We start from the raw sequence: 20,727 nt of genomic DNA on the forward strand, positions 1-20,727 counted from the left end.
CCGTCAGGGTGCGGGGCGACGGCGCCCGGCAAGCAGGACGGTGCCGAGCAGCAGCTTCAGGACGACGAGGCCGAAAATCGCGCCGTACAAGGGGTCGCTTCAGAAAAAGCAAAAAAACGTACGCTAAGGCCGCGTGGAGAAAAGTAACGGCTGGACCGCAGCTTGTCGATGGAAGCGGGCCAAAGTCCGTCCGTAGGGGGAACCTTGAGCGGACAATGGCCTGTCAGTCGAGAACTGCGGCGATGGCCTCAATCTCGACAAGCTGGTCGCGGTAGCCAAGAACTGTAACACCCATCAGCGTGCTCGGCACATCGTGGCCGCCGAACGCCTCTTGGACTACATCCCATGCCATCACCAGATCAGCCTGGTGGGCGGACGCGACGAGAACGCGGGTAGAAATCACATCTTCAATGCTCGCACCGGCGGCTTCCAGAGCAAGGCGCATGTTCTGGATCGCCTTCTCAGCCTGTGCCGCGTAGTCCCCGACACCAGCCGTCGATCCATCCTCATTCAACGGGCACGCACCGGCCAAGAAGATGAGCCGTGCGTTGCTAGGAGCGGTCGCCGCGTACGCGTACTGCGCAACATCGGCAAGTGCGCCCGAACGAATGAGAGTGATCGCGCGCGGCATGGCTGTCCTTCTTGAAGGTTGGTTAGTGGCTGGTTGCCAGCCTAGCAACGCCGACGCAGCGGTGATCACCACGTCCCATAAGCCGGTCCCCCACCGGTGATAGCGCCACCTAAAATGTACGGATCGCGATCGCCGCGTTTACGGGGTCGGTCGATTCCCGTAGGACCCGCCCGCAAAAATGCCCGGTGAGGGAACCCTATACGGGACGCATGGAGAGGTGTTCGCGGGTGATGGCGATGTCCGGTCCGTGAATCGCTCTCCACAGCATGCGGTGGTTCGGACTCGGCACGCGTCCGGTCTCCTGTTGCACGAACTGGAGCGGGTCCTGGAGATACTTTGCCATCTGCTTCTGTTCCTCGTCCCACAGGAAGTCGCGGGCGCCAACAAAGTATTCCATCGTTCCTGGATCAGGCGTGATTGTTTGGCCGACAATGGTGACCTAAGCGAGTATGAAGCGCCGGGGATCCGCACGGACATCCATGGACTGCCGGGTACGCGGGCGAACCTGATGGCGTAGTCGCCGGAGCTTACCGCCGGACCGGCAGGGGCGGAGGCGCCGGCTCCGTGACCGTTTGGTTTGTTGGATGCACCGGTTGGCGGAGCCGACCCACATGCGGTGGTGACGGCGGCTAAGGCGAGGCCCGCCATCGACAACAGCGCTTTCCTGTGTACTCCATGACCAGCGGTGCCCCCAGATGCAACCATGACGTGTGCGCGGCCCGATGTGACAGAACCCCTCATGCACATCGTCCGCTTCGGGACTTCGGGCATGTCTGCAGCGGGCGTTGAAGCTGGCACACCCGAGCAAGAATTCACGCGTCCGCCGAACTCATCCGGCCCTGTCTCAGTCAGGACCTCGTGCACATCTTGTCGAGTCAATAAGACAGGTGTCTCAGACGTAAACCCATGCTCCAAGCGGGAAGACACGCCAAGTGGGGCGCGCAAGAAAGCGAGTGTCACCGTCCTTTGGCCCGCGAACAGTTACGGAAGAACCAGCTCGCCGTCCACGCGGCGCGGGATGCCCAGCGGGTTGCTTTCGCGCAGCGCCGGGTGCAGCACCGTTTCCGGAGCATCCTGGTAGGCGACCGGGCGCTGGAAGCGGCGGACCGCCGTCGCACCTACCGACGTGAACAGGGACGTAGTGGCCGGGTACGGGCCGCCGTGCTGCTGCGCCCAGTTCACTGCGACGCCGGTGGGCCAGCCGTCGAACAGGACCCGCCCGGCGAGGCCGGACAGCTGCTCCACGAGGTCCCCGATGTCCTCGCCCGGCTGGGCGTGGACGGTGGCGGCCAGACTGCCGGGAACCTTGGCCAGGACGGCGGAGAGTTCTTGCTGGTCAGAGTATTCGATCAACATCGTGGTGGGGCCGAAGCACTCCTCCAGCAGCTCGTCCGGGCGCTCAAGGACATTGGCGGCAGAGGTGGAGAACACTACGGGCGCGGCGCCATTGAGGGTAGCGTCCTGGTCCGCGGTGCCGCTGACGATGGTCACGTCGGGCAGCGAAGCCACGCTGCGCAGCCCCTCCGGGTACGCATCGGAGATCCGGGTGGTGAGCATGGCCGCCGTCGGCTTGTCCTTGCTGGCCTCAGCCAGTTCCGCGGCGAATTCTGTGCCCGCCGGGATGAAGACCAGGCCGGGCTTGGTGCAGAACTGGCCGGCGCCCATAGTGAACGATGCTGCAAGTCCCGCCGCGAGCTGGCCTGAACGCTGGGCCAGCGCGGCCGCGGTGATGACCACCGGGTTGAGGCTGCCCAGTTCGCCGTAGAACGGGATGGGGTCGGGGCGGGAGACCGCGAGGTCAAACAGGGCCCGGCCGCCGGGGATGGACCCGGTGAAGCCCACGGCCTTGATGGCGGGATCCTGCACCAACGCGGTGCCCACCTCGCGGCCTGCAACGAGCGCGAACAGCCCCTGCGGCGCACCAGCGGAACGCAGGGCTTCGGTGACTACTTCGGCCGTCCGCTCGGACAGCTTCAGGTGGCCCGAGTGGGCCTTGACGATCACCGATGAGCCCACGGCCAGGGCCGACGCGGTGTCGCCGCCGGCCACCGAAAACGCGAAGGGGAAGTTGGAGGCCGAGAAGACTGCCACCGGGCCGATGGGACGCAGGATGCGGCGCAGGTCCGGCTTCGGCGGGGTGGCGGACGGGTCCGCGTGGTCAATCACGGCCTCAAGGTAGGAGCCCTCGGTGATCACGCGGGCGAACAGCCGCAGCTGCCCGGAGGTGCGGGCCACCTCGCCGGTCAGGCGGACGGTGCCGAGACTGGTCTCCGAATCGGCGATCTCCACCAGTTCGGCCACGTTGGCGTCCAACGCATCGGCGACGGCGGTGAGCCAGCCTGCGCGCTCGGCGTCCGTCGCGGCAGCCGCGATGGCGGCCGCCCGGGTAGCGGCAGCCGTGAGCTCGGAGAGGGAAAGGGTTGCAGTTGTCACTGGGGATACCTGATTTTCGTCGGGAGTGGTGGTGTCTGCGGTCAGTCGTGATTGCAAGCTGTCAGGCCTGCGGGTGGTCCGTGAACCGGAAGCCAAGTCCCGGCTGGTCTGTGAGGGTCAGGCGGCTGTTGCTGTAGCGGACCGGTGCGGGCCCGGACAGGATGCCCAGCTGTTCGAAGGACGCGTCTTCCACATCCTCGACCAGCGTGGGCTCCGCCAGGGTAAGGGCCAGCTGCCCGGACAGCTCCGGCAGCAGGTGCGGCATCACGCGGATGCTGTTGGTCCGGGCCAGCTCCACAATCCGCCGGAACGGCGTGATGCCGCCGACCCGGATGATGTTGGGCTGGATGATGTCCACCGCCTCCCCCTCAATGAAATCGCGGAAACGGTAGATCGTGTGCAGGTTTTCGCCCAGGGCGATGGGCACGGGTGAATGCTTCCGCAGCCTGCGGTAGGCCCAGAGGTCGTCCGCGCGGAGGGGCTCCTCGAGCCATTCCAGCCCGTACTCCGCGAGCACGTCCAGGGCCTTGAACGTGGTGGGCAGGTCCCACCGCTGGTTGGCATCGATCATCAGCTTCCGGTCCGGTCCGAGGACGGAGCGGACTGCCGCCACTCGCGCGGCGTCCTCGCTGATATCCGGCTTGCCCACCTTGATCTTGACCGCCCGGTGGCCCGCGGCCACCCAGCGTTCGGTCTGGGCCACCAGCTCCTCCAGCGTGTAGTGCAGGTTCACCCCCGAGCCGTACACCTCCGCGGACTCCTGCCGCTGGCCCAGCAGGCCCGTGACCGAAGTACCGGCACGCCGTGCCTGGAGGTCCCAGAGGGCAAGGTCGACGCCGGCCATCGCGATGGTGGTCAGTCCCCCGCCGCCGGCCTCATGCAGCCGCTTCCACAACGCGTCCCATACCGTCTCGGGGTTGGCGGGCAGCCCCGTAATGAAAGGCGCGATGTCGTAGTCGAGGAGCGCTTTAACGGCCTGCGGGCCGATGGTGGGCGTCCACGAAAAACCGTGCCCCGCGCCGCCGTCGTCCGTCTGGATCTCCGTAACGATCACGTGGTTTTCCGGTGCCTCCACTCCCCAGCTGCGGCGCAGCGGGACAGTCAGGAGGCGGGTGGTCAGACCGGTAATGAGCGGAACGGTCCGGACGGTTTCGACGGCGGGCGAACTCATCAGCGGCCGGCCAGCTCGTAGCCCTTGGCCAGGATGGACTTCAGCTGGAGCAGCTGGTCCTCGGTGGGGTCCACCAGCGGCGGCCGGACCGGGCCAACAGGAAGTCCGCCGAGCCGCAGGCCGGCCTTGACCAGCGAGACACCGAAGCCGGGGGTCTCGTCCCGGAGCCGCACCAGCGGGGCGTAGAAACCCTCCAGCAGGGCGTTGCGGCGGTCCTCATCGCCGGAGACATAGGCGTCGTAGTACGCCTTGGCGATCTCCGGTGCCATAGCGAACGCCGCCGAGGAGTAGAGCGGAATGCCGAGGCCCCGGTAGGCGCCCTGGGTCAGTTCGGCGGTCAGGAGGCCGTTAAAGAAGGCGAAGTCCTCGCGTCCCGTGGCGCGGACCGCGGACACGATCTCCTGGGCCAGGCCAACATCGCCCAGCCCGTCCTTGAAGCCGATCACCTTCGGGTTGGCGGCAAGGCGGACCATGGACGCGGCGGTGAACTTGGCGTTGCCGCGGTGGTAGACGATCACCGGGAGGCTGCTGGCGTCCGCCACGGCCTCGATGTACGCCACCAGGCCGTCGGTGGGTCCGGTGACCAGGTACGGCGGCAGGACCAGGAGTGCGTCGGCCCCGGCTTCCTCGGCAACACGGGCGGCGGCAAGGGCATGCCCCAGCGGCCCGCCGGCGCCGGCCACCACCGGCACCTTCCCTGCCACAACCTCGACGGCGGCGGTCACCACGGTGCGCACCTCGTCGATGCTCAGGGCGTGGAACTCGCCGGTGCCGCAGGCAGGAAACACACCGCCGGGTCCGAACGGGAGCCGCGAGCCGATGTGCTCTTTGAGGAGCTTCACGTCAACGGTGCCTTCCGGGGTGAACGGGGTGACGGGAAAGAACAAAACGCCGTCGAATTTCATGATGTCTCCTTGGCACCGCTGCCGGCGCTTACCAGCCGGGCGGATGTCTCGTCGTTGAGGGTAGTTGCTGTCTTCAGTTCGGTCCGCCAGCTGCGCTTGGGTTCCCAGCCGAGCAGTTGACGGGCCTTCGCGATGGAGAAGGCGGGGCTGGTGCCGGTCAGGCCGGCGGCGAGGGCTTCGCTGCCGGGCAGGAAGCGCGGCATCAGCTCGGCCAGCGGCGCCGTTGCCAGGGCATCAGCCGCCCCCACAAAGAAGGTTTCCCCGTTCGGGATGGAGTCCATCTTCTGCAGGAGCACGTCCAGGAAGTCCGCGACGTCGCGGGCGTCCACATAGTTGAACAGCGCCGGCGCCGACAGGGCGGGGTCGGCCAGGCGTTCTGCCAGGGTGTGGCCCTGCTGTGTGGGCGCGCCGTCCCATTCCTCCGGCGAGATGACGTAGCAGGGCCGGAAGGCGGCGTAGCGGATCTTCTCCCCCTGCGCCGCGGCAAACATCTCAACGGTCTGCTCGGCGATCAGCTTGGACAGCGCATACGCGTTCCACGGCTTTGGCGTGCTGCGCTCATCCAGCGGGAAGCTGTCCGGCAGCCAGCCCGCCGGGCAGCCGTAGCCCAGCACCGTGGGGCTGCTCGCCGTGACGATCTTGCCGATCCCCAGTTCCGTGGCCGCGCTGATGACAGCGTAGGCAAGGCGGGTGTTGGTGGCGAAGATGACGTCCTCCGGCGCGCTGAACGGAACGGCGATCGCGGCAAGGTGGATGACGGCGTCGGGCCTGGTCTCCCGGAGGAGGCGCAAAGCCTCGCCCGGGGCCAGCAGGTCGCCGGTTTCCTGCACAACGCCGGCCGGCAGCTGGACCGCCGGGATGGCGTCGCGGTCCACCGAGATGATCTCGTGGCCCGCTTCGGCGAGCCCCGCCACGACGCTGCGCCCCAGCCGGCCGGAGCCTCCGGTGACAAAGATCCTGCTCATGTTTGTTCCTTTGGGATTTCGGGCGGACTAGGCGTCGCGGCGAAGGTCTGCGCCGAGGTGGAGATCCTCGATGCGGACGGGAAGGGAGGACTCCAGCGAAAGGTTGCCGGCGATGCCCACGGACACGGAGCGGAGGCCGTCGAGGTAACCGGACGGACGGCCGAGCGGGTCCTCGCCGGGGCCGTTGAAGAGGTCGGAGAGCAGCAGGTCGTCGCCGCCGCCGTGGCCGCCTTCGCCGTTGACGATGGGCACCTCGTAGGCAGCTTCCCAGTGGCGCTGGACCACCAGGCGTTCGCCGTTGCGGCGGACGGCGTCTTCCTCCTCGATGGGGGTGGCGCTGGGGTCCACCACGGTCTTTTTGTCGGTGCTGTTGAGGACGGCGGCGCGTTCCACCACTTCAAGTTCGGCCCGGCCTTCGGTGCCGTTGACGGCCACGCGGTAGCCTTCCCACGGGCTGTGGGCGTTCAGGGAGTAGCTCAGGCGCGGGCCGCCTTGGTACTCCACCACGAGTGCCAGGTTGTCCTCGATGGTGATGCCGCCGGTGAAGACGTCCTGGTCGCGGCGGTAGCCGTCGTAGTGCTCGTTGTCCAGGAAGAGGGCCTTCAGGCGCTCATCCTCACGCAGATCCAGCGCGAACGGATCCTTTTCGGCGGTGGCGGGAGCGCCGGCGTCGGGCGTTCCACGTTCCGGACGGGGACCCAGGCCGCGCTCGACGGCGTTCTTGTCGCCATAGAACTTGAGGCCACCGGAAGCGAACACGCGCTCCGGGACGTCGTTGATCCACCAGTTGACCAGGTCGAAGTGGTGCGATGCCTTGTGGATCAGCAGACCGCCGGAGTTCTTCTTCTCGCGGTGCCAGCGGCGGAAGTAGTCGGCGCCGTGGACGGTGTCCAGGACCCAGCTGAAGTCGATGGAGGTGACCTTGCCGATCACGCCGCTCTGGATGATTTCCTTGAGGGCGCTGTTGCGCGGTGAGTAGCGGTAGTTGAAGGTGACCACCACGTTGCGGCCGGTTTCTGCCACGGCCTTGGTGATGCGGCGGCAGCCTTCGGCGTCGATGGTAAGGGGCTTTTCGACCACGACGTCGGCGCCCGCCTCGAGTGCCTCCACGATGTAGTCCGCGTGGGTGTAGTCCGGCGTGGTCACCACAACGCGGTCGATGTTGTTGGCCTGGATGTAAGCGGTGAGGTCTGCGGGGTCAAAGGAAGCGACGGGTCCGGGCGCACCGAGTTCCTGGATGAGCTTCTGGTAGAACTCCACGCGGCCGGGGTTCACGTCGGAGAAAGCCACCAGTTCCGCGGTATCGGCGTGCTTGCCGAAGATGGCCCGGATGTACATCTCGGAGCGGCCACCGGTGCCGATGAGGGCGATGCGGGCCTTGGTGCGCGCTCCTGGCTCCGGCGCTGAAGTGAAGGCAGCGGTAGCAGAACTCGATTCGGCTGTGTTGACCATGAGGGTCCCTTTCGAAGGCTTCAATACTCGGCCGGGCTGCGGCCGCTGGTGGTGCGCTGGACTGTGATGCTCTGGACTGTAGTGCTTGGAACCTGTGCTGCTCTGGACCGTGGCCCGGAAGTCGCTGCGTTACCTGAGAAAGCGTTTTCTCAGTGCCGCTACATGATTTCTATCAATAGACGCGCGGTCCCGTCAACCCTTATCCTCTCTAAGAGAAAGCGCTTTCTGACCAAAAGGCCTGTTTCTGCGGCGGCGCAGCCATCATGCGGCGCGCCGAACGAATGGAAAACGGTTTCCGAGAGCGTTGTATGCTGTCCCACGGGCGCCGGTAATCACGGGGACCGGGACTTACGAAAGGCAGGGCCATGGCCAGGAAATCGGCAACCGGCAGGATCGGCATTGCGGACGTTGCCGTGAAGGCAGGGGTTTCGCACGCCACTGTTTCGCGCGTCATGAACGGCAACTTCACCGTGGACCCGGACATCGCGGCACGGGTGCGGGCGGCCGCCGTCGAGCTCAAATACCAGCCCAATCCAGTGGGTCGCAGCCTCGCGCTGGGAAAAACGGACACCATCGGCATTGTGGTGCCGGACCTCGCCAACCCCACCTTCCAGGCGATCCTGCGCGGATTGAGCCGGGCCGCGGCGGAGGACGGCTACCGCGTCCTGATTGCCGATTCCTTCGAAGTCTCCAGCGAGGAAGCCATCCTGGCCGGCGAGGCCCGCCGGCGCTGCGACGGCCTGGTGCTCTGCGCCCCGCGTATGAGCGACGCCGAGCTCGAGGAAATCGCGCCGTCGCTGCACCCGCTCGTCCTGATCAACCGGACGACGGCGGCTGCCGGGATTCCCAGCCTCGTGGTGGACTACGGGCAGGGAGTCCAGGACCTCGCCGAGTACCTGGTGGGCCTCGGCCATACGCGCCTGGCCTTCCTGGCCGGCCCGGCAGGCAGCGCCTCCAACGGCCTCCGGCTCGAGGGCCTGGAGGCGTTCAAAACCCGGCACCCGCAGGTGGACGTCACCATGCTCGACGGCGGCTCGGACTTCGATACCGGCCACGGGGCTGTGGACTCGGTCCTGGCCAGCGGCGCCACCGGCATCCTTGCGTTCAACGACCTCGTGGCCATGGGCCTGATGAGCGGCCTGCACGAGCGCGGCGTGGACGTGCCGGGCGACATCTCCGTCACCGGCTTCGACGACATCCCGTTCGCCCGCTACACCACACCCACCCTGACCACCGCGGCGGTTCCGATTGCCGAACTCGGCGGCCAGGCCTGGCGTGAACTGCGGGCACTCATCCGCAAGGAAGACCACGACGCCCCGGGCAGCCGGTACCAGCCGCGCCTGGAAATCCGGGCCAGCAGCGGCCCCGCCAAAGCGCCACGAACTGCGGCCCACGGCTGACCCGCCACGGAATCAGCCCTCCGCCGGGCCCCCGCCCGCCGGGCGCCCAACCCCGCCCTCGCGGTAGTACCCCTCGATGTGGGCAGCCACCAGCGCGGCCGCGCGCGCGCCGTCGTCGTTCCTGATGGCGGCCAGAATCTCCCGGTGCTCCGCCTGCAGGCGCGACGCCGTGGCATCCCAGTCCGGGAGATTGGCCGTAAACCGGGCGGTGTAGCCCTGGATGGATTCGCGCAGCGAGCCCATCATGGCGCTGACCACGGCATTGCCGGCGGCGTCCGCGAGGGCCAGATGGAACCGGATATCCAGCGCCAGGAAGTCATCCGCCGTCCGGGCAACGCGTTCGACGGCGTCCATCTCGCCCAGGAGCGTGGCGGCCAGGTCCAGCACCGGAGCGTCGGGCTTGGCCCGGGCGGCCGCCCAGGTCTCCAGCAGGATGCGCGTTTCCACGATGTCGGACACGGGCAGATGCTGCGTGGCAACGTGGAGCCGCAGCGCGGAGCCGAGCGCCGCCGTCGGATCCGAGATCACCACCGTCCCCGCTTCCGGGCCGGAGCCAACCCCGGCCCGGACCACGCCCATGGCCTCCAGGATCCGGATGGCCTCGCGCACCGAAGTCCTGGAAACTGCCAGCTGCTCGGCGAGTGCCCGCTCCGCAGGCAGGCGTCCGCCCACGCTCAGCTGTCCGTCGGAGAGCTGCTGTTCGATCCACGTCAGGACAAGTTGGTGCGTACGCATATCACTATCGTAGTTGATGTGGTTGGACCACATGGTTTAGAGTGTGGTTAGACCACAGCCCGACCCCCTGTGCCAGGCCCACCAACGGAGGCAGCCATGACCCACACCATCCAGCCGAACAATCCCGAGGTCATCCCGGCCCCGGATGCCACGGACGTCCCGGCCGCCGCGGCGCCTAGGCCTGCAGCTTCGGCGGTGCCGGCTGCGCTGAAGCGCCGCATCCCCAAGTACTCGGACCTGGCCCCGCTGATGCAGTTCAAGAAGCCCGAGTTCAGCAAGGAAGCCCGGCTCAAGCGTGCCAGCACCATCTGGGACCTGCGGGACATGGCCAAGCGCCGGACCCCGCAGGCCCCGTTCGACTACACCGACGGCGCCGCCGAGGGCGAGATCACCCTGCGCCGCGCCCGCGAGGCCTTCCTGGACATCGAGTTCCGGCCCGGCATCCTGCGCAACGTCTCCAGCATCGACCTCAGCACCAACATCCTGGGCAAGCCTTCCCGGCTGCCCGTGGGCATCGCCCCCACCGGCTTCACGCGCATGATGCAGTCCGAAGGCGAATACGCGGGCTCGCAGGCCGCAGAGGCCGCCGGCATTCCGTACACCCTTTCCACCATGGGCACCGCGTCCATCGAGGACGTGGCCGCCGCCGCCCCGAACGGCCGCAACTGGTTCCAGCTGTACCTGTGGACTGACCGCGACCGCTCGCTGGAACTGATCGAGCGCGCCGCCAAGGCAGGCAACGACACGCTCATGGTCACCGTGGACACCGCCGTTGCCGGCGCCCGCCTGCGCGACGTCCGCAACGGCATGACCATCCCGCCGGCGCTGACCGTCAAGACCGTCCTGGATGCGTCCTACCGCCCGGCCTGGTGGTTCAACTTCCTCACGCACGAGCCGCTGACCTTCGCCTCGCTGTCACGCTACACGGGAACCGTCGCCGACCTCATCAACTCGATGTTCGACCCCACCCTCACATTCGAGGACCTGGACTGGCTGCGCGAAACCTGGAAGGGCAAGCTCGTGGTCAAGGGCATCCAGACCGTGGAGGATGCCCGCAAGGTGGTGGACCACGGCGCCGACGGCGTGGTGCTCTCCAACCATGGCGGCCGTCAGCTGGACCGCGCGCCCATCCCGTTCCACCTGCTGCCGGGCGTCAAGGAGGCCTTCACCAAGGACAACTCGGACGCGGCCATCATGCTGGACACCGGCATCATGAGCGGCGCCGACATCATCGCGGCCCTGGCCCTGGGCGCGGACTTCACGCTCATCGGCCGCGCGTACCTGTACGGCCTGATGGCCGGCGGCCGGGCCGGTGTGGACCGCACCCTGCAGATCCTTGAGAAGGACATGGCCCGCACCATGGCGCTGCTGGGCGTCAGCAAGATCTCCGAGCTGACCCCGGACCACGTGCACCTGCTCAACAAGTAAGTCGCACCGCCCAGAGGGGTGGGCGGGGGCTACTTCTTGCGGCCGAACTTGGGGAGGTTCGGGAGGTTGGCCAGCAGGTCCGCGGCCTTGGTGGCGGCGCGGCCCACAGTGCGGCCGATCTGCTGCGGCACGGTGTCGTCGCTGAGCGGGGCTACCGCGCCGCCGGGAATTACGACGGCGGGGCTCAGCTCGGCGCCCGGGCGCTCCAGGACCGCGGCAATGGCTGCGTTGTCCGGCAGCGCGGCAGCCACGGCTTGCTCGGTGCCGGCTTCCGCGCCAGCGTGGGGTGACGTGGCGACGGCGGCTCCCGGGCCGACGTCGAACGTCTCCAGCCAGCTGACGATCCCCTCCAGCGGTTTGGGGTTCAGTGCGTAATAGCGCTTCTGGCCCTGCGCCCGCATGCTGACCAGCTGGGCCTCGCGGAGGACTTTCAGGTGCTTGGAAATGGTGGGCTGGCTTGCGGAGAGTTCTTCCACCAGCTCGCCCACTGCCTTGTCCCCGGCGCGAAGGGATACCAAAATGTCGCGCCGGGTTGCTTCCGCAATGACGGCAAATACGTCGTCTGTCACCATGACTCCCACCCTAGCGACATATACGCCGCCGGGCATCAACTATTTCGCCCGTGACCGCCCCGCGCGCGTCGAAGAAGGATCAGTCGAACCAGGGATCAAGTCCGTGCAGCGGGAAAACGGCTTTGCGGGTGGCCATGACGGTGCGGTCCACGGCGTCGTTGGGGTCAAAGCCCACTTCCCAGGACCGCCACCAGAGCTCCACGTCATCGCCCATCAGGCCCGGCGTGTCCATGCCGAACTTGTCCGAAACATACGTGCGCCAGTCCTCCGGCACCGGGGTCCGGACAGGAACGGGGCGCCCGACGGCGATGGCGATCAGGTGGCTCCAGGAGCGCGGCACAACGTCGGTGACGCTGTACCCCCCGCCCCCCGTGGCGATCCAGCGGCCCTCGCAGTGCCGGGCTGCGAGATTTCCGACGGCGGTGGCTGCCTCGCGCTGGCCGTCCACGCTGATGTTCAGGTGGGCCAGCGGATCGAGGCGGTGCGAGTCGCAGCCGTGCTGGCTGACGATGACTTCGGGCTGGAACGCGCCCACGAGCTGCGGCACCACGGCGTGGAATGCCCGCAGCCAGCCGGCGTCGCCGGTGCCCGACGGCAGGGCAACATTGACGGCGCTGCCCTCAGCCTGCGGACCGCCGATTTCGTTCGCGAAGCCGGTCCCGGGGAAAAGTGTGAGTCCGCTTTCATGCAGCGAAATGGTCAGGACCCGGGGGTCGTCCCAGAAGATGCTTTCCGTCCCGTCCCCATGGTGCGCATCGACGTCGATGTACGCCACTCGGCGGATGCCGCCGTCGAGCAGTCTCTGGACGGCCAGGGCGGAGTCGTTGTAGATGCAGAAGCCGCTGGCCCGGTCACGGGCGGCGTGGTGCAGGCCCCCGCCGAAGTTCACGGCGTGGAGCGCGGATCCGTCCAGGATGGCGGACGCGGCGGCCAGCGATCCCCCTGCAAGCCTTGCGGCGGCGTCGTGCATGCCGGCGAAGGCCGGATCGTCGTCGGTGCCCAGTCCGCGGGCTTCATCCGGCGAGGTCGGGTCGTCGCTGACCCGGCGGACCGCAGCCACAAACTCAGGCGAGTGCACGGTTTCCAGTTCGGCATCGGACGCAACCTCCGGAGCCTCCACGGACACATGCGCCAGGTCCAACAGACCGAGGCTACGGGCCAGCCGGGCCGTGAGGTCCAGCCGCGCGGGAGCCATGGGGTGGCCGAGGCCAAAATTGTAGGCCGTCATGGCCGAATTCCACACCACCATCGTTGGTGGCGCGGGCTGGCTAAGACCGGGCAGGAATGTCATCAATGACAGGCTACCGGAGGCCGCCGCTGCCCCAGCCCGGCCATTACGCGGGCATTAGTGGTTTACTACTGGAGGAAACAGTTTCAACCGAGGAAAAGCCCCCCATGACGCAACGCCAGACGAGGCCCCGGAACCCGGCCAGCTGGCACCCCGCCGCACCGGAGCGCGAAGGTCTCTGGATCTTCACCCGCGTACGCGACTTCGTTGACGATATTGCCAATACGTCGCCCGCCCGGCTTGCCCTGAGCGCCTTCGGGGCGGTCTGCCTGGTCTTCACGTTCATCCTCTCACTGCCCATCTCTTCCGCCACCGGCACAGCCACTCCGATACACCAGGCAATGTTCACGGCGGTGTCCGCGGTCTGTGTGACAGGCCTGACGGTTGTTTCGACGGCGGTGCACTGGTCATTCTTTGGCCAGCTCGTCATCCTGATCGGCATCTTCGTGGGCGGTTTGGGAACGCTGACCCTCGCGTCACTGCTGGCCCTCATGGTGAGCAAGAAGCTTGGCGTCCGCGGCAAGCTGATCGCGCAGGAAGCCATGAACAACGCCGGCCGGCTCGGTGAAGTGGGTACGCTGCTGCGGATCGTCATTGTGACCTCCGTGGTGATCGAGGGCGTCCTGGCGCTGGCCCTGATCCCCCGGTTCATGACGCTGGGCGAGCCCTTCTGGCAGTCGGTGTGGCACGGAGTCTTCTACTCCATTTCCTCGTTCAATAACGCCGGCTTCACGCCTCATTCGGACGGCATTGTTCCCTACGAGACCGATCTCTGGATCCTCATCCCGCTGATGCTCGGCGTGTTCCTGGGCAGCCTGGGTTTTCCCGTGGTCATGGTCCTCCAGCAGAACGGGCTCAACTGGAAAAAGTGGAACCTGCACACCAAGCTCACCATCCAGGTGTCGTTCATCCTGCTGGCCGCCGGCACGGTGCTGTGGGCGCTGATGGAGTGGGACAACGTGCGGACCATCGGCCACATGGACCTCGGCGACAAGATCACCCATTCGCTTTTTGCCTCCGTCATGACCCGCTCGGGCGGGTTCAACCTGGTGGACCAGAACCACATGGAATCCACCACCATGCTGCTCACCGACGCCCTCATGTTCGCCGGCGGCGGTTCGGCGTCGACGGCGGGCGGCATCAAGGTGACCACCATCGCCGTGATGTTCCTCGCCATCGTCGCGGAGGCCCGCGGCGACTCCGATGTCAAGGTGTACGGCCGCACCATCCCGCAGGGGACCATGCGGGTGGCTATCTCAGTGATCGTTGCCGGCGCCACGCTGGTCTCCGTCTCGGCGTTCCTGCTGCTGCAGATCAGCGGCGCGTCCCTGGACCGAGTGCTGTTCGAAACCATTTCCGCCTTCGCCACCGTGGGGCTGAGCACCAACCTCAGCGCCGAGCTGCCGCCGTCGGGCGTTTATGTCCTCACGGCCCTGATGTTCGCGGGCCGCGTCGGCACCGTCACCCTTGCCGCTGGGCTGGCACTGCGCCAGCGCAGCCAGCTGTTCCACTACCCGGAAGAGAGGCCCATCATTGGCTAATTCCTCAGGCGCCCCCAACCGCCCCGCCCATAACGCGCCGGTCTTGGTGATCGGGCTGGGCCGCTTCGGCTCGTCCACCGCCGAGCAGCTCGTGAAACAGGGCCGTGAGGTGCTCGCAATCGAGCGCGACCGGAACCTGGTCCAGAAATGGGCACCCCTCCTCACCCACGTGGTGGAGGCTGACGCTACCAACATTGATGCGCTGCGCCAGCTCGGTGCACAAGAGTTCAGCTCTGCCGTTTGCGGCGTGGGCACCTCGATCGAGTCCTCCGTGCTGATCACCGTGAACCTGGTGGACCTGGGCATCGAGCACCTCTGGGTCAAGGCCATCACGCCGTCGCACGGCAAGATCCTCACCCGCATCGGCGCGAACCACGTGATCTACCCCGAGGCGGACGCCGGCGTCCGCGCCGCGCACCTGGTCTCCGGCCGCATGCTGGACTTCATCGAGTTCGACGACGACTTCGCCATCGTAAAAATGTATCCGCCGCGCGAGACGGTGGGCTTCACGCTGGATGAGTCCAAGGTGCGCTCCAAGTACGGCGTGACCATCGTGGGCGTGAAATCGCCCGGCGAGGACTTCACCTACGCCCGCCCTGAAACCAAAGTGTCCGCCCGCGACATGCTGATCGTGTCCGGGCACGTGGACTTGCTGGAACGGTTTGCCGCCCGGCCGTAATTGCGGGTGGGGACTAGCCGAGCTGCCTGGTGATCTCTGCGGAGCGGTCTGCTGCGGCGCGGGCGCCGGCGGCGATGATGGCCGGAATGCCCCGGTCGTCGAAGGTGGCGATGGCCCGTTCGGTGGTGCCGTTGGGGCTGGTCACTCCCTTGCGCAGGGCCGAGGGATCGGCGCCCGGCTCGGCCAGCATAAAGCCCGCGCCTGCGACCGTCTCCCGCGCCAGGAGCAGCGACAACTCGGGATCCAGGCCCAGCTCGACGCCGGCAGCTGCCATGGCCTCGGCCAGGTAGAACGCGTAGGCGGGACCCGAGCCGCTGATGGCCGACAACGCATCCACCTGATCCTCGCGCACCTCCACCACGGTGCCAGTGGCCCGAAGGATGTCCTTGACGGTCTGGAGCTGTTCCGGCGTGCAGTTGGTTCCGGGTGAGACGGACACGACGCCGCGGCCCAGCTTGGCAGGGGTGTTCGGCATGCTGCGGATCACCGGCTGTCCGGGAGGCAGGGCAGCTTCCAGTTGCGCCAGAGAGACGGCTGCGGCCACGCTGACAACGATGGCCTTCGGGGACAGGGAGCCGCTGATCTCGCGCGCCAGGTCGACGATGCCCACCGGTTTGACGCCAAGGATTACGACGGCGGATCCCTTGGCCGCCTGCTTGTTGTTGTCCGGTTCCTCTTCGCCTGCGATGGCCGTGATGCCGTGGTGACGCACGGCCAGTTCCGCGGCGCGTTCAGCACGCCTGACTGTAGCCACGACGTCGGCGGGGTCGGTTCCCCCGCCCAAGAGGCCGGCGAGGATGGCTTCGTTCATGGATCCACAGCCCAGGAAGGCGATTCGGTTGCTCATGCTTCCATCATTGCAGTTCGGGTGGGCGGCTGCAGAAATGGAACGAATCGGAAAAAGCGGGAACCCCCCGAAACGCATTCACAGCGGACTCCCATGTTCGCTGCAGCTTGCACACAACTTCGCCGCCTAACGTAGTTATTACCTCATTGAGGGTGCGAGTGATGCGGCAAGCATGGGGATGTTTGCCCGAGGCGCCGGTGGTTTGCAGCAGGTTTTCCCCCATTTTCCTGCTGCGGACGCCGGCGCTTTCGCGTTAACGCTGTTTTCAGGCGGGCTCAGGCGGGTGAAGCCTCGATCGTCTGGCGTGCCGCGGCGGGCTCCATGATATGCGGGGCCGGATCCAGCGGGCCGGCGAAGACCAGCTGGTCGAGCCGGCGCAGGATCAGCCCTTCACGCAGCGCCCACGGGCAGATCCTGATCTTCTTGAACTTGAACATTTCCAAGGCAGCCTCGGCCACCAGAGCCCCGGCGAGCAGCTGGTGCGCGCGGGCCTCTGACACGCCCGGCAGAAAAAGCCGGTCCTCGGACTTCATGGCTGAAATGCGCTGCGCCCACACGCCCAGATCCGTGGCGTTAAGTGTGCGCTTCACGTAGGGCCCCGCGGCGCTCGGGGCTGCTCCGGCGACCCTGGCGAGCGACCGGAAGGTCTTGGAGGTTCCTGCCACAACGTTGGCGCGGCCCAGGCCGTCGAACTGCCTGACCGCCGGGGCGAGGGTGGCCCGGATGTAGCGGCGCAGCTCTTTGACGCTCTTGGCGGAAGGCGGGTCCTCAGCCAGCCAGTCGCGGGTCAGGCGGCTGGCGCCCAGCGGCACCGAAGTGGCCACTTCGGGCAGTTCGTCCTGCCCGAAGGCCATTTCGAAGGAGCCGCCGCCGATGTCCAGGTTCAGGACCGGTCCCGCACCCCAGCCGTACCATCGGCGGACGGCGAAGAAGGTCATGGAGGCTTCTTCGCTGCCGGTCAGTTCCTGCAGGGTGACAGTGGTTTCGTGCTTGACCCGGGCCAGCACTGCAGGGCCGTTAGTGGCTTCACGGATGGCCGACGTACAGAAAGCCAGCAGGTCGTCCGCTTTGTGCCTGGCGGCAAACTCCCAGGCTTCAAGGACGAATTCGGTCAGCTCGTGCTGCCCTTCGTCTGTGATGTTGCCGTCGGTATCCAGGTATTGGACCAGGGATATGGGCCGTTTGTGCGACGCGAAAGGCACCGGACGCGCGCCAGGGTGGGCATCCACCAGGAGAAGGTGGACAGTGTTTGACCCGATATCAAGGACGCCTAGCCGCATCCTGCCATTATTCCCCCGCCCGGGCCCTCACTCACAACCTGCACTGAAGATGTCAGTTCGCGGAGGCGTCCTCGGGTGCGCCATCGGGAAGCTCATCCGCCCGCTTGAAGTCGCGCTTGATGTTGGCGACGCCCTCCGGGTTGATCTCAAACCCGTACGCAGCGCCGGGGTTGATCACCATGCCCAATTCCTCGCCAATGTTGGCGATGATGGCTGCACCCTGGGTCCCCAGGACGTTCGGGGCCGCCTCAAGATACTGCTCGTCAACGCGGCTGGGGTGCGAGAACACCGCAAGGACGGGCTCGCCGTCGGCGTTCGCCAATACCAGCGGCTCCACCTGGGAATCCTCCCCCTCGATGCCGTCGGTGCTGATGACGTAGACCTCGCTGTTGAGGAAGGACAGGATGACGTCCACCGGGCTGCCCTCGGGCTGGCCGCCCAGGGCGAGCTTCTCTTCGAGGTCGTTGAGCGGCGTGAGATCGGCTGTGCCGGGCTGTTCAGTCATGTATCTACTCGACCACGTTGGAGAGCCCGGCGCAATTCCGTCCGTACTTACTTCTTGGCGGGTGCCTTCTTCTTGGCCGGGGCCTTGCGGGCCGTTGTGGCGCGCTTGACCGGACCCTTAGCCCGCTTCTCGGCGAGGAGTTCAACGGCCTGTTCGCGGGTCAGTTCCTCCAGGGACGTGGACCGCGGGACGGTGATGTTGGTGATGCCGTCGGTGATGTACGGGCCGAAGCGGCCTTCCTTGACCACGATGTTCTTCTCGGAAACCGGGTCCGGTCCGAACTCGGCCAGCGGCGCCACCGCGGCCCGGGCCCCGCGCTGCTTGGGCTGCGAGTAGATCTCCAGCGCCTGCTCCAGCGTGATGGTGAAGATTTCCTCTTCGCTGCCGATGGAGCGGGAGTCCGTGCCCTTCTTCAGATACGGGCCGAAGCGGCCGTTCTGCACCGTGATGAGGTTGCCTTCGGCGTCCTCACCCAGGGCGCGGGGCAGGCTCATCAGCTGCAGCGCTTCGTCCAGGGTCACGGAATCCACGGTCATGGACGCGAACAGCGAACCGGTGCGCGGCTTGGCCTTGACGGGCTTCTTCGGCGGCTTCGGCTTGCCGTTCTTGTAGTACTCCACGGGCTGGTTGGCCAGCTGTTCCTCGGTCATCTCCGGGATGACTTCGGTGACGTACGCGCCGTAGCGGCCGTTCTTGGCGACAACGCTGTGCCCGGTGTGGGGGTCGTCGCCGAGTACGCGTTCTTCCGGCGCAGCCGTTTCCATCAGTTCGATGGCCTTCGCCGCCGTCAGTTCGTCCGGCGCCAGGTCCTCGGGGACGTTGGCGCGGGAGTTCTCCACGATTTCGCCGGTCTTGGCGTCCACCGTGGCAGCGGAGCTTTCCAGGTACGGGCCGAATTTGCCCACCCGCAGCGTGATCTCATCCGTGATGGGAATGGAGTTGATTTCCCGGGCGTCGATCTCGCCCAGGTTGTTCACGATGCTGAGCAGGCCCGGATCGGAATCTTCACCGTAGTAGAAGTGCTTGAGCCAGGCGGACCCAACGGCCTGGCCGTTGGCGATCTTGTCCAGGTCGCCTTCCATGTCCGCCGTGAACTCGTAGTCCACATAGTCCGTGAAGTGCTGCTCGAGCAGGCGGATCACCGAGAAGGCGATCCAGCTGGGCACCAGCGCCGAACCCTGCTTCCGGACGTAGCCGCGGTCCTGGATGGTGGAAATGGTGGAGGCATAGGTTGACGGTCGGCCGATGCCCTTCTTCTCCAGCTCGGCGGTCAGCGAAGCTTCGGTGAAGCGCGGAGGCGGCGAGGTCTCGTGGCCCACGGCCACAATGTCCGACGCCGTGAGGGCATCGTCCTTGGCCACGTTCGGCAGCCGCCGGGCTTCGTCGGAGTCGTCGTCCCCGCGGCTTTCGTCCTTGCCTTCTTCATAGGCGGCCAGGAAGCCCGGAAAGGTGATGACGGTACCGGAGGCGGAGAACTCAGCGTCCCGGCCATCGGTGGCCACGGCACCCAGGCGGATGGTCGCCGTCGAGCCCTTGGCGTCACCCATCTGGGATGCGACGGTGCGCTTCCAGATCAGTTCGTACAGGCGGAACTCGTCGCCGGAGAGCTGCTTGGCCACCTGCGCCGGCGTGCGGAAGGAGTCACCGGCGGGGCGGATAGCCTCGTGGGCTTCCTGCGCATTTGCAGCCTTGCTGGTGTACACGCGGGGCGACGCCGGGATGTACTCCGGGCCGTACAGCTCGGAGGCCTGGCGGCGGGCGGCCGTGACGGCTTCGTCGCTCAGCGCCGAGGAGTCGGTACGCATATAAGTGATGTAGCCGTTTTCGTACAGCCGCTGGGCCACCTGCATGGTGCTCTTTGAGGAGAAGCGGAGCTTGCGGCCAGCCTCCTGCTGCAGCGTGGAGGTGGTGAACGGCGCGGCCGGACGGCGCGTGTACGGCTTGGTGTCCACGGACCGGACACGGAAGTCCGCATCCTGGAGACCGGCGGCCAGCGAGGTGGCGAGTTCCTCGTTGAGGTGCGCCGCATTGCGCGAGGTAAGGACGCCGTCGTCGTTGAAGTCGCGGCCGCTGGCCACCTTGGCCCCGTCAACGGCAGCGAGCTTGGCCTTGAACGAACCGGAGCCGGCGCCGAACTGGCCCGTGAGGTCCCAGTACGAGGCGGCCTTGAAGGCCATGCGTTCGCGTTCACGGTCCACCACCATGCGCGTGACCACGGACTGGACGCGGCCGGCGGACAGACCGCGGGCCACCTTGCGCCACAGCACGGGGGAAATCTCGTAGCCGTAGAGGCGGTCCAGGACGCGGCGGGTTTCCTGCGCGTCCACCAGGGCCGTATCAACATCGCGCAGGTTGTCCATGGCGCGGTGGATGGCTTCCTTGGTGATTTCACCGAACGTCATCCGGTACACCGGGACCTTGGGCTTGAGCACTTCCAGCAGGTGCCACGCGATGGCCTCGCCCTCGCGGTCCCCATCGGTTGCGAGATAGAGGGCGTCGGCATCCTTGAGCGCGGCCTTCAGCTCGGTGACCTTTTTCCGCTTGTCCGCGGACACCACGTAATACGGTTTGAAGTCGTTTTCGATGTCGACGGCGAACTTGCCCACCGAGGTTTTCTTCAGTTCTGCAGGAAGCTCAGACGGCTGCGGCAGGTCGCGGATGTGACCAATGGAGGCCTCTACGATGAAGCCCTCGCCGAGGTACTTGGCGATGGTCTTGCTCTTGGCCGGAGACTCCACAATCACGAGTTTCTTGCCTGTTTTGGCCTTGCTTGGCACGGTGCTCCTACAGAAAAAGGTTGCGCGGGCAGATGAGCCCATATTGGCCTAGTTCACCATATTTTGGACAATAGTGCGCATTCATGTGGAAAACCCGTTGACTCATCAGGCACATCCG

The 20,727-nt window shown here is 66.6% G+C and carries 18 protein-coding genes; 4 read left to right on the forward strand and 14 right to left on the reverse strand.

What is annotated here, in order from left to right; genetic code table 11:
* Window positions 1-223 precede the first annotated feature (223 nt).
* From ACX80V_RS15120 to ACX80V_RS15150, 7 genes are all read right to left on the reverse strand, one after another.
* Window positions 224-631 carry a RidA family protein gene (locus tag ACX80V_RS15120; RefSeq protein ID WP_485843836.1) on the reverse strand — a complete coding sequence of 136 codons (408 nt, stop codon included), beginning with the start codon at window positions 629-631 and terminating at the stop codon, window positions 224-226.
* A 196-nt stretch (window positions 632-827) separates the two neighbouring features.
* A complete protein-coding gene (locus tag ACX80V_RS15125) occupies window positions 828-1,028 on the reverse strand; it encodes a hypothetical protein (protein ID WP_485843837.1) in 201 nt (66 codons plus the stop codon).
* 584 nt (window positions 1,029-1,612) lie between these two features.
* Window positions 1,613-3,064, reverse strand: coding sequence for an aldehyde dehydrogenase (NADP(+)) (locus ACX80V_RS15130; protein ID WP_485843838.1), 1,452 nt, complete (start codon window positions 3,062-3,064; stop codon window positions 1,613-1,615).
* A gap of 61 nt (window positions 3,065-3,125) precedes the next feature.
* On the reverse strand, window positions 3,126-4,235 hold the full coding sequence (locus tag ACX80V_RS15135; RefSeq protein ID WP_485843839.1) for a mandelate racemase/muconate lactonizing enzyme family protein: 1,110 nt from the start codon (window positions 4,233-4,235) through the stop codon (window positions 3,126-3,128).
* On the reverse strand, window positions 4,235-5,140 hold the full coding sequence (locus ACX80V_RS15140; RefSeq protein WP_485843840.1) for a 5-dehydro-4-deoxyglucarate dehydratase: 906 nt from the start codon (window positions 5,138-5,140) through the stop codon (window positions 4,235-4,237). Before ACX80V_RS15140 ends, ACX80V_RS15135 begins: the two co-directional genes overlap by 1 nt.
* The gene (locus tag ACX80V_RS15145) at window positions 5,137-6,105 is read right to left on the reverse strand and encodes an NAD-dependent epimerase/dehydratase family protein (RefSeq protein ID WP_485843841.1); all 969 of its coding nucleotides are present in this window, start codon (window positions 6,103-6,105) and stop codon (window positions 5,137-5,139) included. The genes ACX80V_RS15140 and ACX80V_RS15145 overlap by 4 nt, the downstream gene beginning before the upstream one ends.
* Window positions 6,106-6,132: 27 nt before the next feature.
* Window positions 6,133-7,557 (reverse strand): Gfo/Idh/MocA family protein, encoded by a 1,425-nt coding sequence (locus ACX80V_RS15150; RefSeq protein ID WP_485843842.1) that lies wholly within the window; start codon window positions 7,555-7,557, stop codon window positions 6,133-6,135.
* A 365-nt stretch (window positions 7,558-7,922) separates the two neighbouring features.
* Between ACX80V_RS15150 and ACX80V_RS15155 the strand changes: the two genes are divergently transcribed.
* Window positions 7,923-8,957 (forward strand): LacI family DNA-binding transcriptional regulator, encoded by a 1,035-nt coding sequence (locus tag ACX80V_RS15155; protein WP_141141559.1) that lies wholly within the window; start codon window positions 7,923-7,925, stop codon window positions 8,955-8,957.
* 12 nt (window positions 8,958-8,969) lie between these two features.
* Here ACX80V_RS15155 and ACX80V_RS15160 read toward each other — a convergent pair whose 3' ends face one another.
* Window positions 8,970-9,692, reverse strand: a complete 723-nt coding sequence (locus tag ACX80V_RS15160) for a FadR/GntR family transcriptional regulator (protein ID WP_485843843.1) — start codon at window positions 9,690-9,692, stop codon at window positions 8,970-8,972.
* A 96-nt stretch (window positions 9,693-9,788) separates the two neighbouring features.
* On the opposite strand from ACX80V_RS15160, the gene ACX80V_RS15165 reads away from it, so the two are divergent.
* A complete protein-coding gene (locus ACX80V_RS15165) occupies window positions 9,789-11,120 on the forward strand; it encodes an alpha-hydroxy acid oxidase (RefSeq protein WP_485843844.1) in 1,332 nt (443 codons plus the stop codon).
* A 29-nt stretch (window positions 11,121-11,149) separates the two neighbouring features.
* Here ACX80V_RS15165 and ACX80V_RS15170 read toward each other — a convergent pair whose 3' ends face one another.
* Window positions 11,150-11,692, reverse strand: coding sequence for an ArsR/SmtB family transcription factor (locus ACX80V_RS15170; protein WP_485843845.1), 543 nt, complete (start codon window positions 11,690-11,692; stop codon window positions 11,150-11,152).
* A gap of 79 nt (window positions 11,693-11,771) precedes the next feature.
* Window positions 11,772-12,983 (reverse strand): acetoin utilization protein AcuC, encoded by a 1,212-nt coding sequence (locus ACX80V_RS15175; RefSeq protein ID WP_485843846.1) that lies wholly within the window; start codon window positions 12,981-12,983, stop codon window positions 11,772-11,774.
* A gap of 104 nt (window positions 12,984-13,087) precedes the next feature.
* On the opposite strand from ACX80V_RS15175, the gene ACX80V_RS15180 reads away from it, so the two are divergent.
* Both ACX80V_RS15180 and ACX80V_RS15185 read left to right on the forward strand, forming a co-directional pair.
* Window positions 13,088-14,521, forward strand: coding sequence for a TrkH family potassium uptake protein (locus tag ACX80V_RS15180; protein ID WP_485843847.1), 1,434 nt, complete (start codon window positions 13,088-13,090; stop codon window positions 14,519-14,521).
* Complete coding sequence (locus ACX80V_RS15185) at window positions 14,514-15,200, forward strand: potassium channel family protein (protein WP_058931335.1); 687 nt, start codon at window positions 14,514-14,516, stop codon at window positions 15,198-15,200. The genes ACX80V_RS15180 and ACX80V_RS15185 overlap by 8 nt, the downstream gene beginning before the upstream one ends.
* A 13-nt stretch (window positions 15,201-15,213) precedes the next feature.
* Here ACX80V_RS15185 and proC read toward each other — a convergent pair whose 3' ends face one another.
* The 4 genes from proC to topA all read right to left on the reverse strand — a co-directional run bounded on the left by proC (window position 15,214) and on the right by topA (window position 20,609).
* Window positions 15,214-16,047, reverse strand: coding sequence for a pyrroline-5-carboxylate reductase (gene proC, locus ACX80V_RS15190; protein ID WP_485843848.1), 834 nt, complete (start codon window positions 16,045-16,047; stop codon window positions 15,214-15,216).
* A 275-nt stretch (window positions 16,048-16,322) separates the two neighbouring features.
* Window positions 16,323-17,327 carry a Ppx/GppA phosphatase family protein gene (locus ACX80V_RS15195; protein ID WP_485843849.1) on the reverse strand — a complete coding sequence of 335 codons (1,005 nt, stop codon included), beginning with the start codon at window positions 17,325-17,327 and terminating at the stop codon, window positions 16,323-16,325.
* A gap of 52 nt (window positions 17,328-17,379) precedes the next feature.
* On the reverse strand, window positions 17,380-17,832 hold the full coding sequence (locus ACX80V_RS15200) for an SseB family protein (protein WP_248758737.1): 453 nt from the start codon (window positions 17,830-17,832) through the stop codon (window positions 17,380-17,382).
* A gap of 47 nt (window positions 17,833-17,879) precedes the next feature.
* Complete coding sequence (topA, locus tag ACX80V_RS15205) at window positions 17,880-20,609, reverse strand: type I DNA topoisomerase (RefSeq protein WP_485843850.1); 2,730 nt, start codon at window positions 20,607-20,609, stop codon at window positions 17,880-17,882.
* Between the last annotated feature and the right edge of the window lie 118 nt (window positions 20,610-20,727).

The sequence above is a fragment of the Pseudarthrobacter arbutini genome, from assembly GCF_054510915.1.

What these genes read in the sequence shown, in the direction of transcription:
- ACX80V_RS15175 (WP_485843846.1), bottom strand. Translation starts at nt 12,983, where the DNA reads ATGACATTCCTGCCCGGTCTTAGCCAGCCCGCGCCACCAACGATGGTG.
- ACX80V_RS15155 (WP_141141559.1), top strand. Translation starts at nt 7,923, where the DNA reads ATGGCCAGGAAATCGGCAACCGGCAGGATCGGCATTGCGGACGTTGCC.
- proC (WP_485843848.1), bottom strand. Translation starts at nt 16,047, where the DNA reads ATGAGCAACCGAATCGCCTTCCTGGGCTGTGGATCCATGAACGAAGCC.
- ACX80V_RS15165 (WP_485843844.1), top strand. Translation starts at nt 9,789, where the DNA reads ATGACCCACACCATCCAGCCGAACAATCCCGAGGTCATCCCGGCCCCG.
- ACX80V_RS15180 (WP_485843847.1), top strand. Translation starts at nt 13,088, where the DNA reads ATGACGCAACGCCAGACGAGGCCCCGGAACCCGGCCAGCTGGCACCCC.
- ACX80V_RS15200 (WP_248758737.1), bottom strand. Translation starts at nt 17,832, where the DNA reads ATGACTGAACAGCCCGGCACAGCCGATCTCACGCCGCTCAACGACCTC.
- ACX80V_RS15160 (WP_485843843.1), bottom strand. Translation starts at nt 9,692, where the DNA reads ATGCGTACGCACCAACTTGTCCTGACGTGGATCGAACAGCAGCTCTCC.
- ACX80V_RS15125 (WP_485843837.1), bottom strand. Translation starts at nt 1,028, where the DNA reads ATGGAATACTTTGTTGGCGCCCGCGACTTCCTGTGGGACGAGGAACAG.
- ACX80V_RS15150 (WP_485843842.1), bottom strand. Translation starts at nt 7,557, where the DNA reads ATGGTCAACACAGCCGAATCGAGTTCTGCTACCGCTGCCTTCACTTCA.
- ACX80V_RS15195 (WP_485843849.1), bottom strand. Translation starts at nt 17,327, where the DNA reads ATGCGGCTAGGCGTCCTTGATATCGGGTCAAACACTGTCCACCTTCTC.
- ACX80V_RS15140 (WP_485843840.1), bottom strand. Translation starts at nt 5,140, where the DNA reads ATGAAATTCGACGGCGTTTTGTTCTTTCCCGTCACCCCGTTCACCCCG.
- ACX80V_RS15135 (WP_485843839.1), bottom strand. Translation starts at nt 4,235, where the DNA reads ATGAGTTCGCCCGCCGTCGAAACCGTCCGGACCGTTCCGCTCATTACC.
- ACX80V_RS15170 (WP_485843845.1), bottom strand. Translation starts at nt 11,692, where the DNA reads ATGGTGACAGACGACGTATTTGCCGTCATTGCGGAAGCAACCCGGCGC.
- ACX80V_RS15120 (WP_485843836.1), bottom strand. Translation starts at nt 631, where the DNA reads ATGCCGCGCGCGATCACTCTCATTCGTTCGGGCGCACTTGCCGATGTT.
- ACX80V_RS15145 (WP_485843841.1), bottom strand. Translation starts at nt 6,105, where the DNA reads ATGAGCAGGATCTTTGTCACCGGAGGCTCCGGCCGGCTGGGGCGCAGC.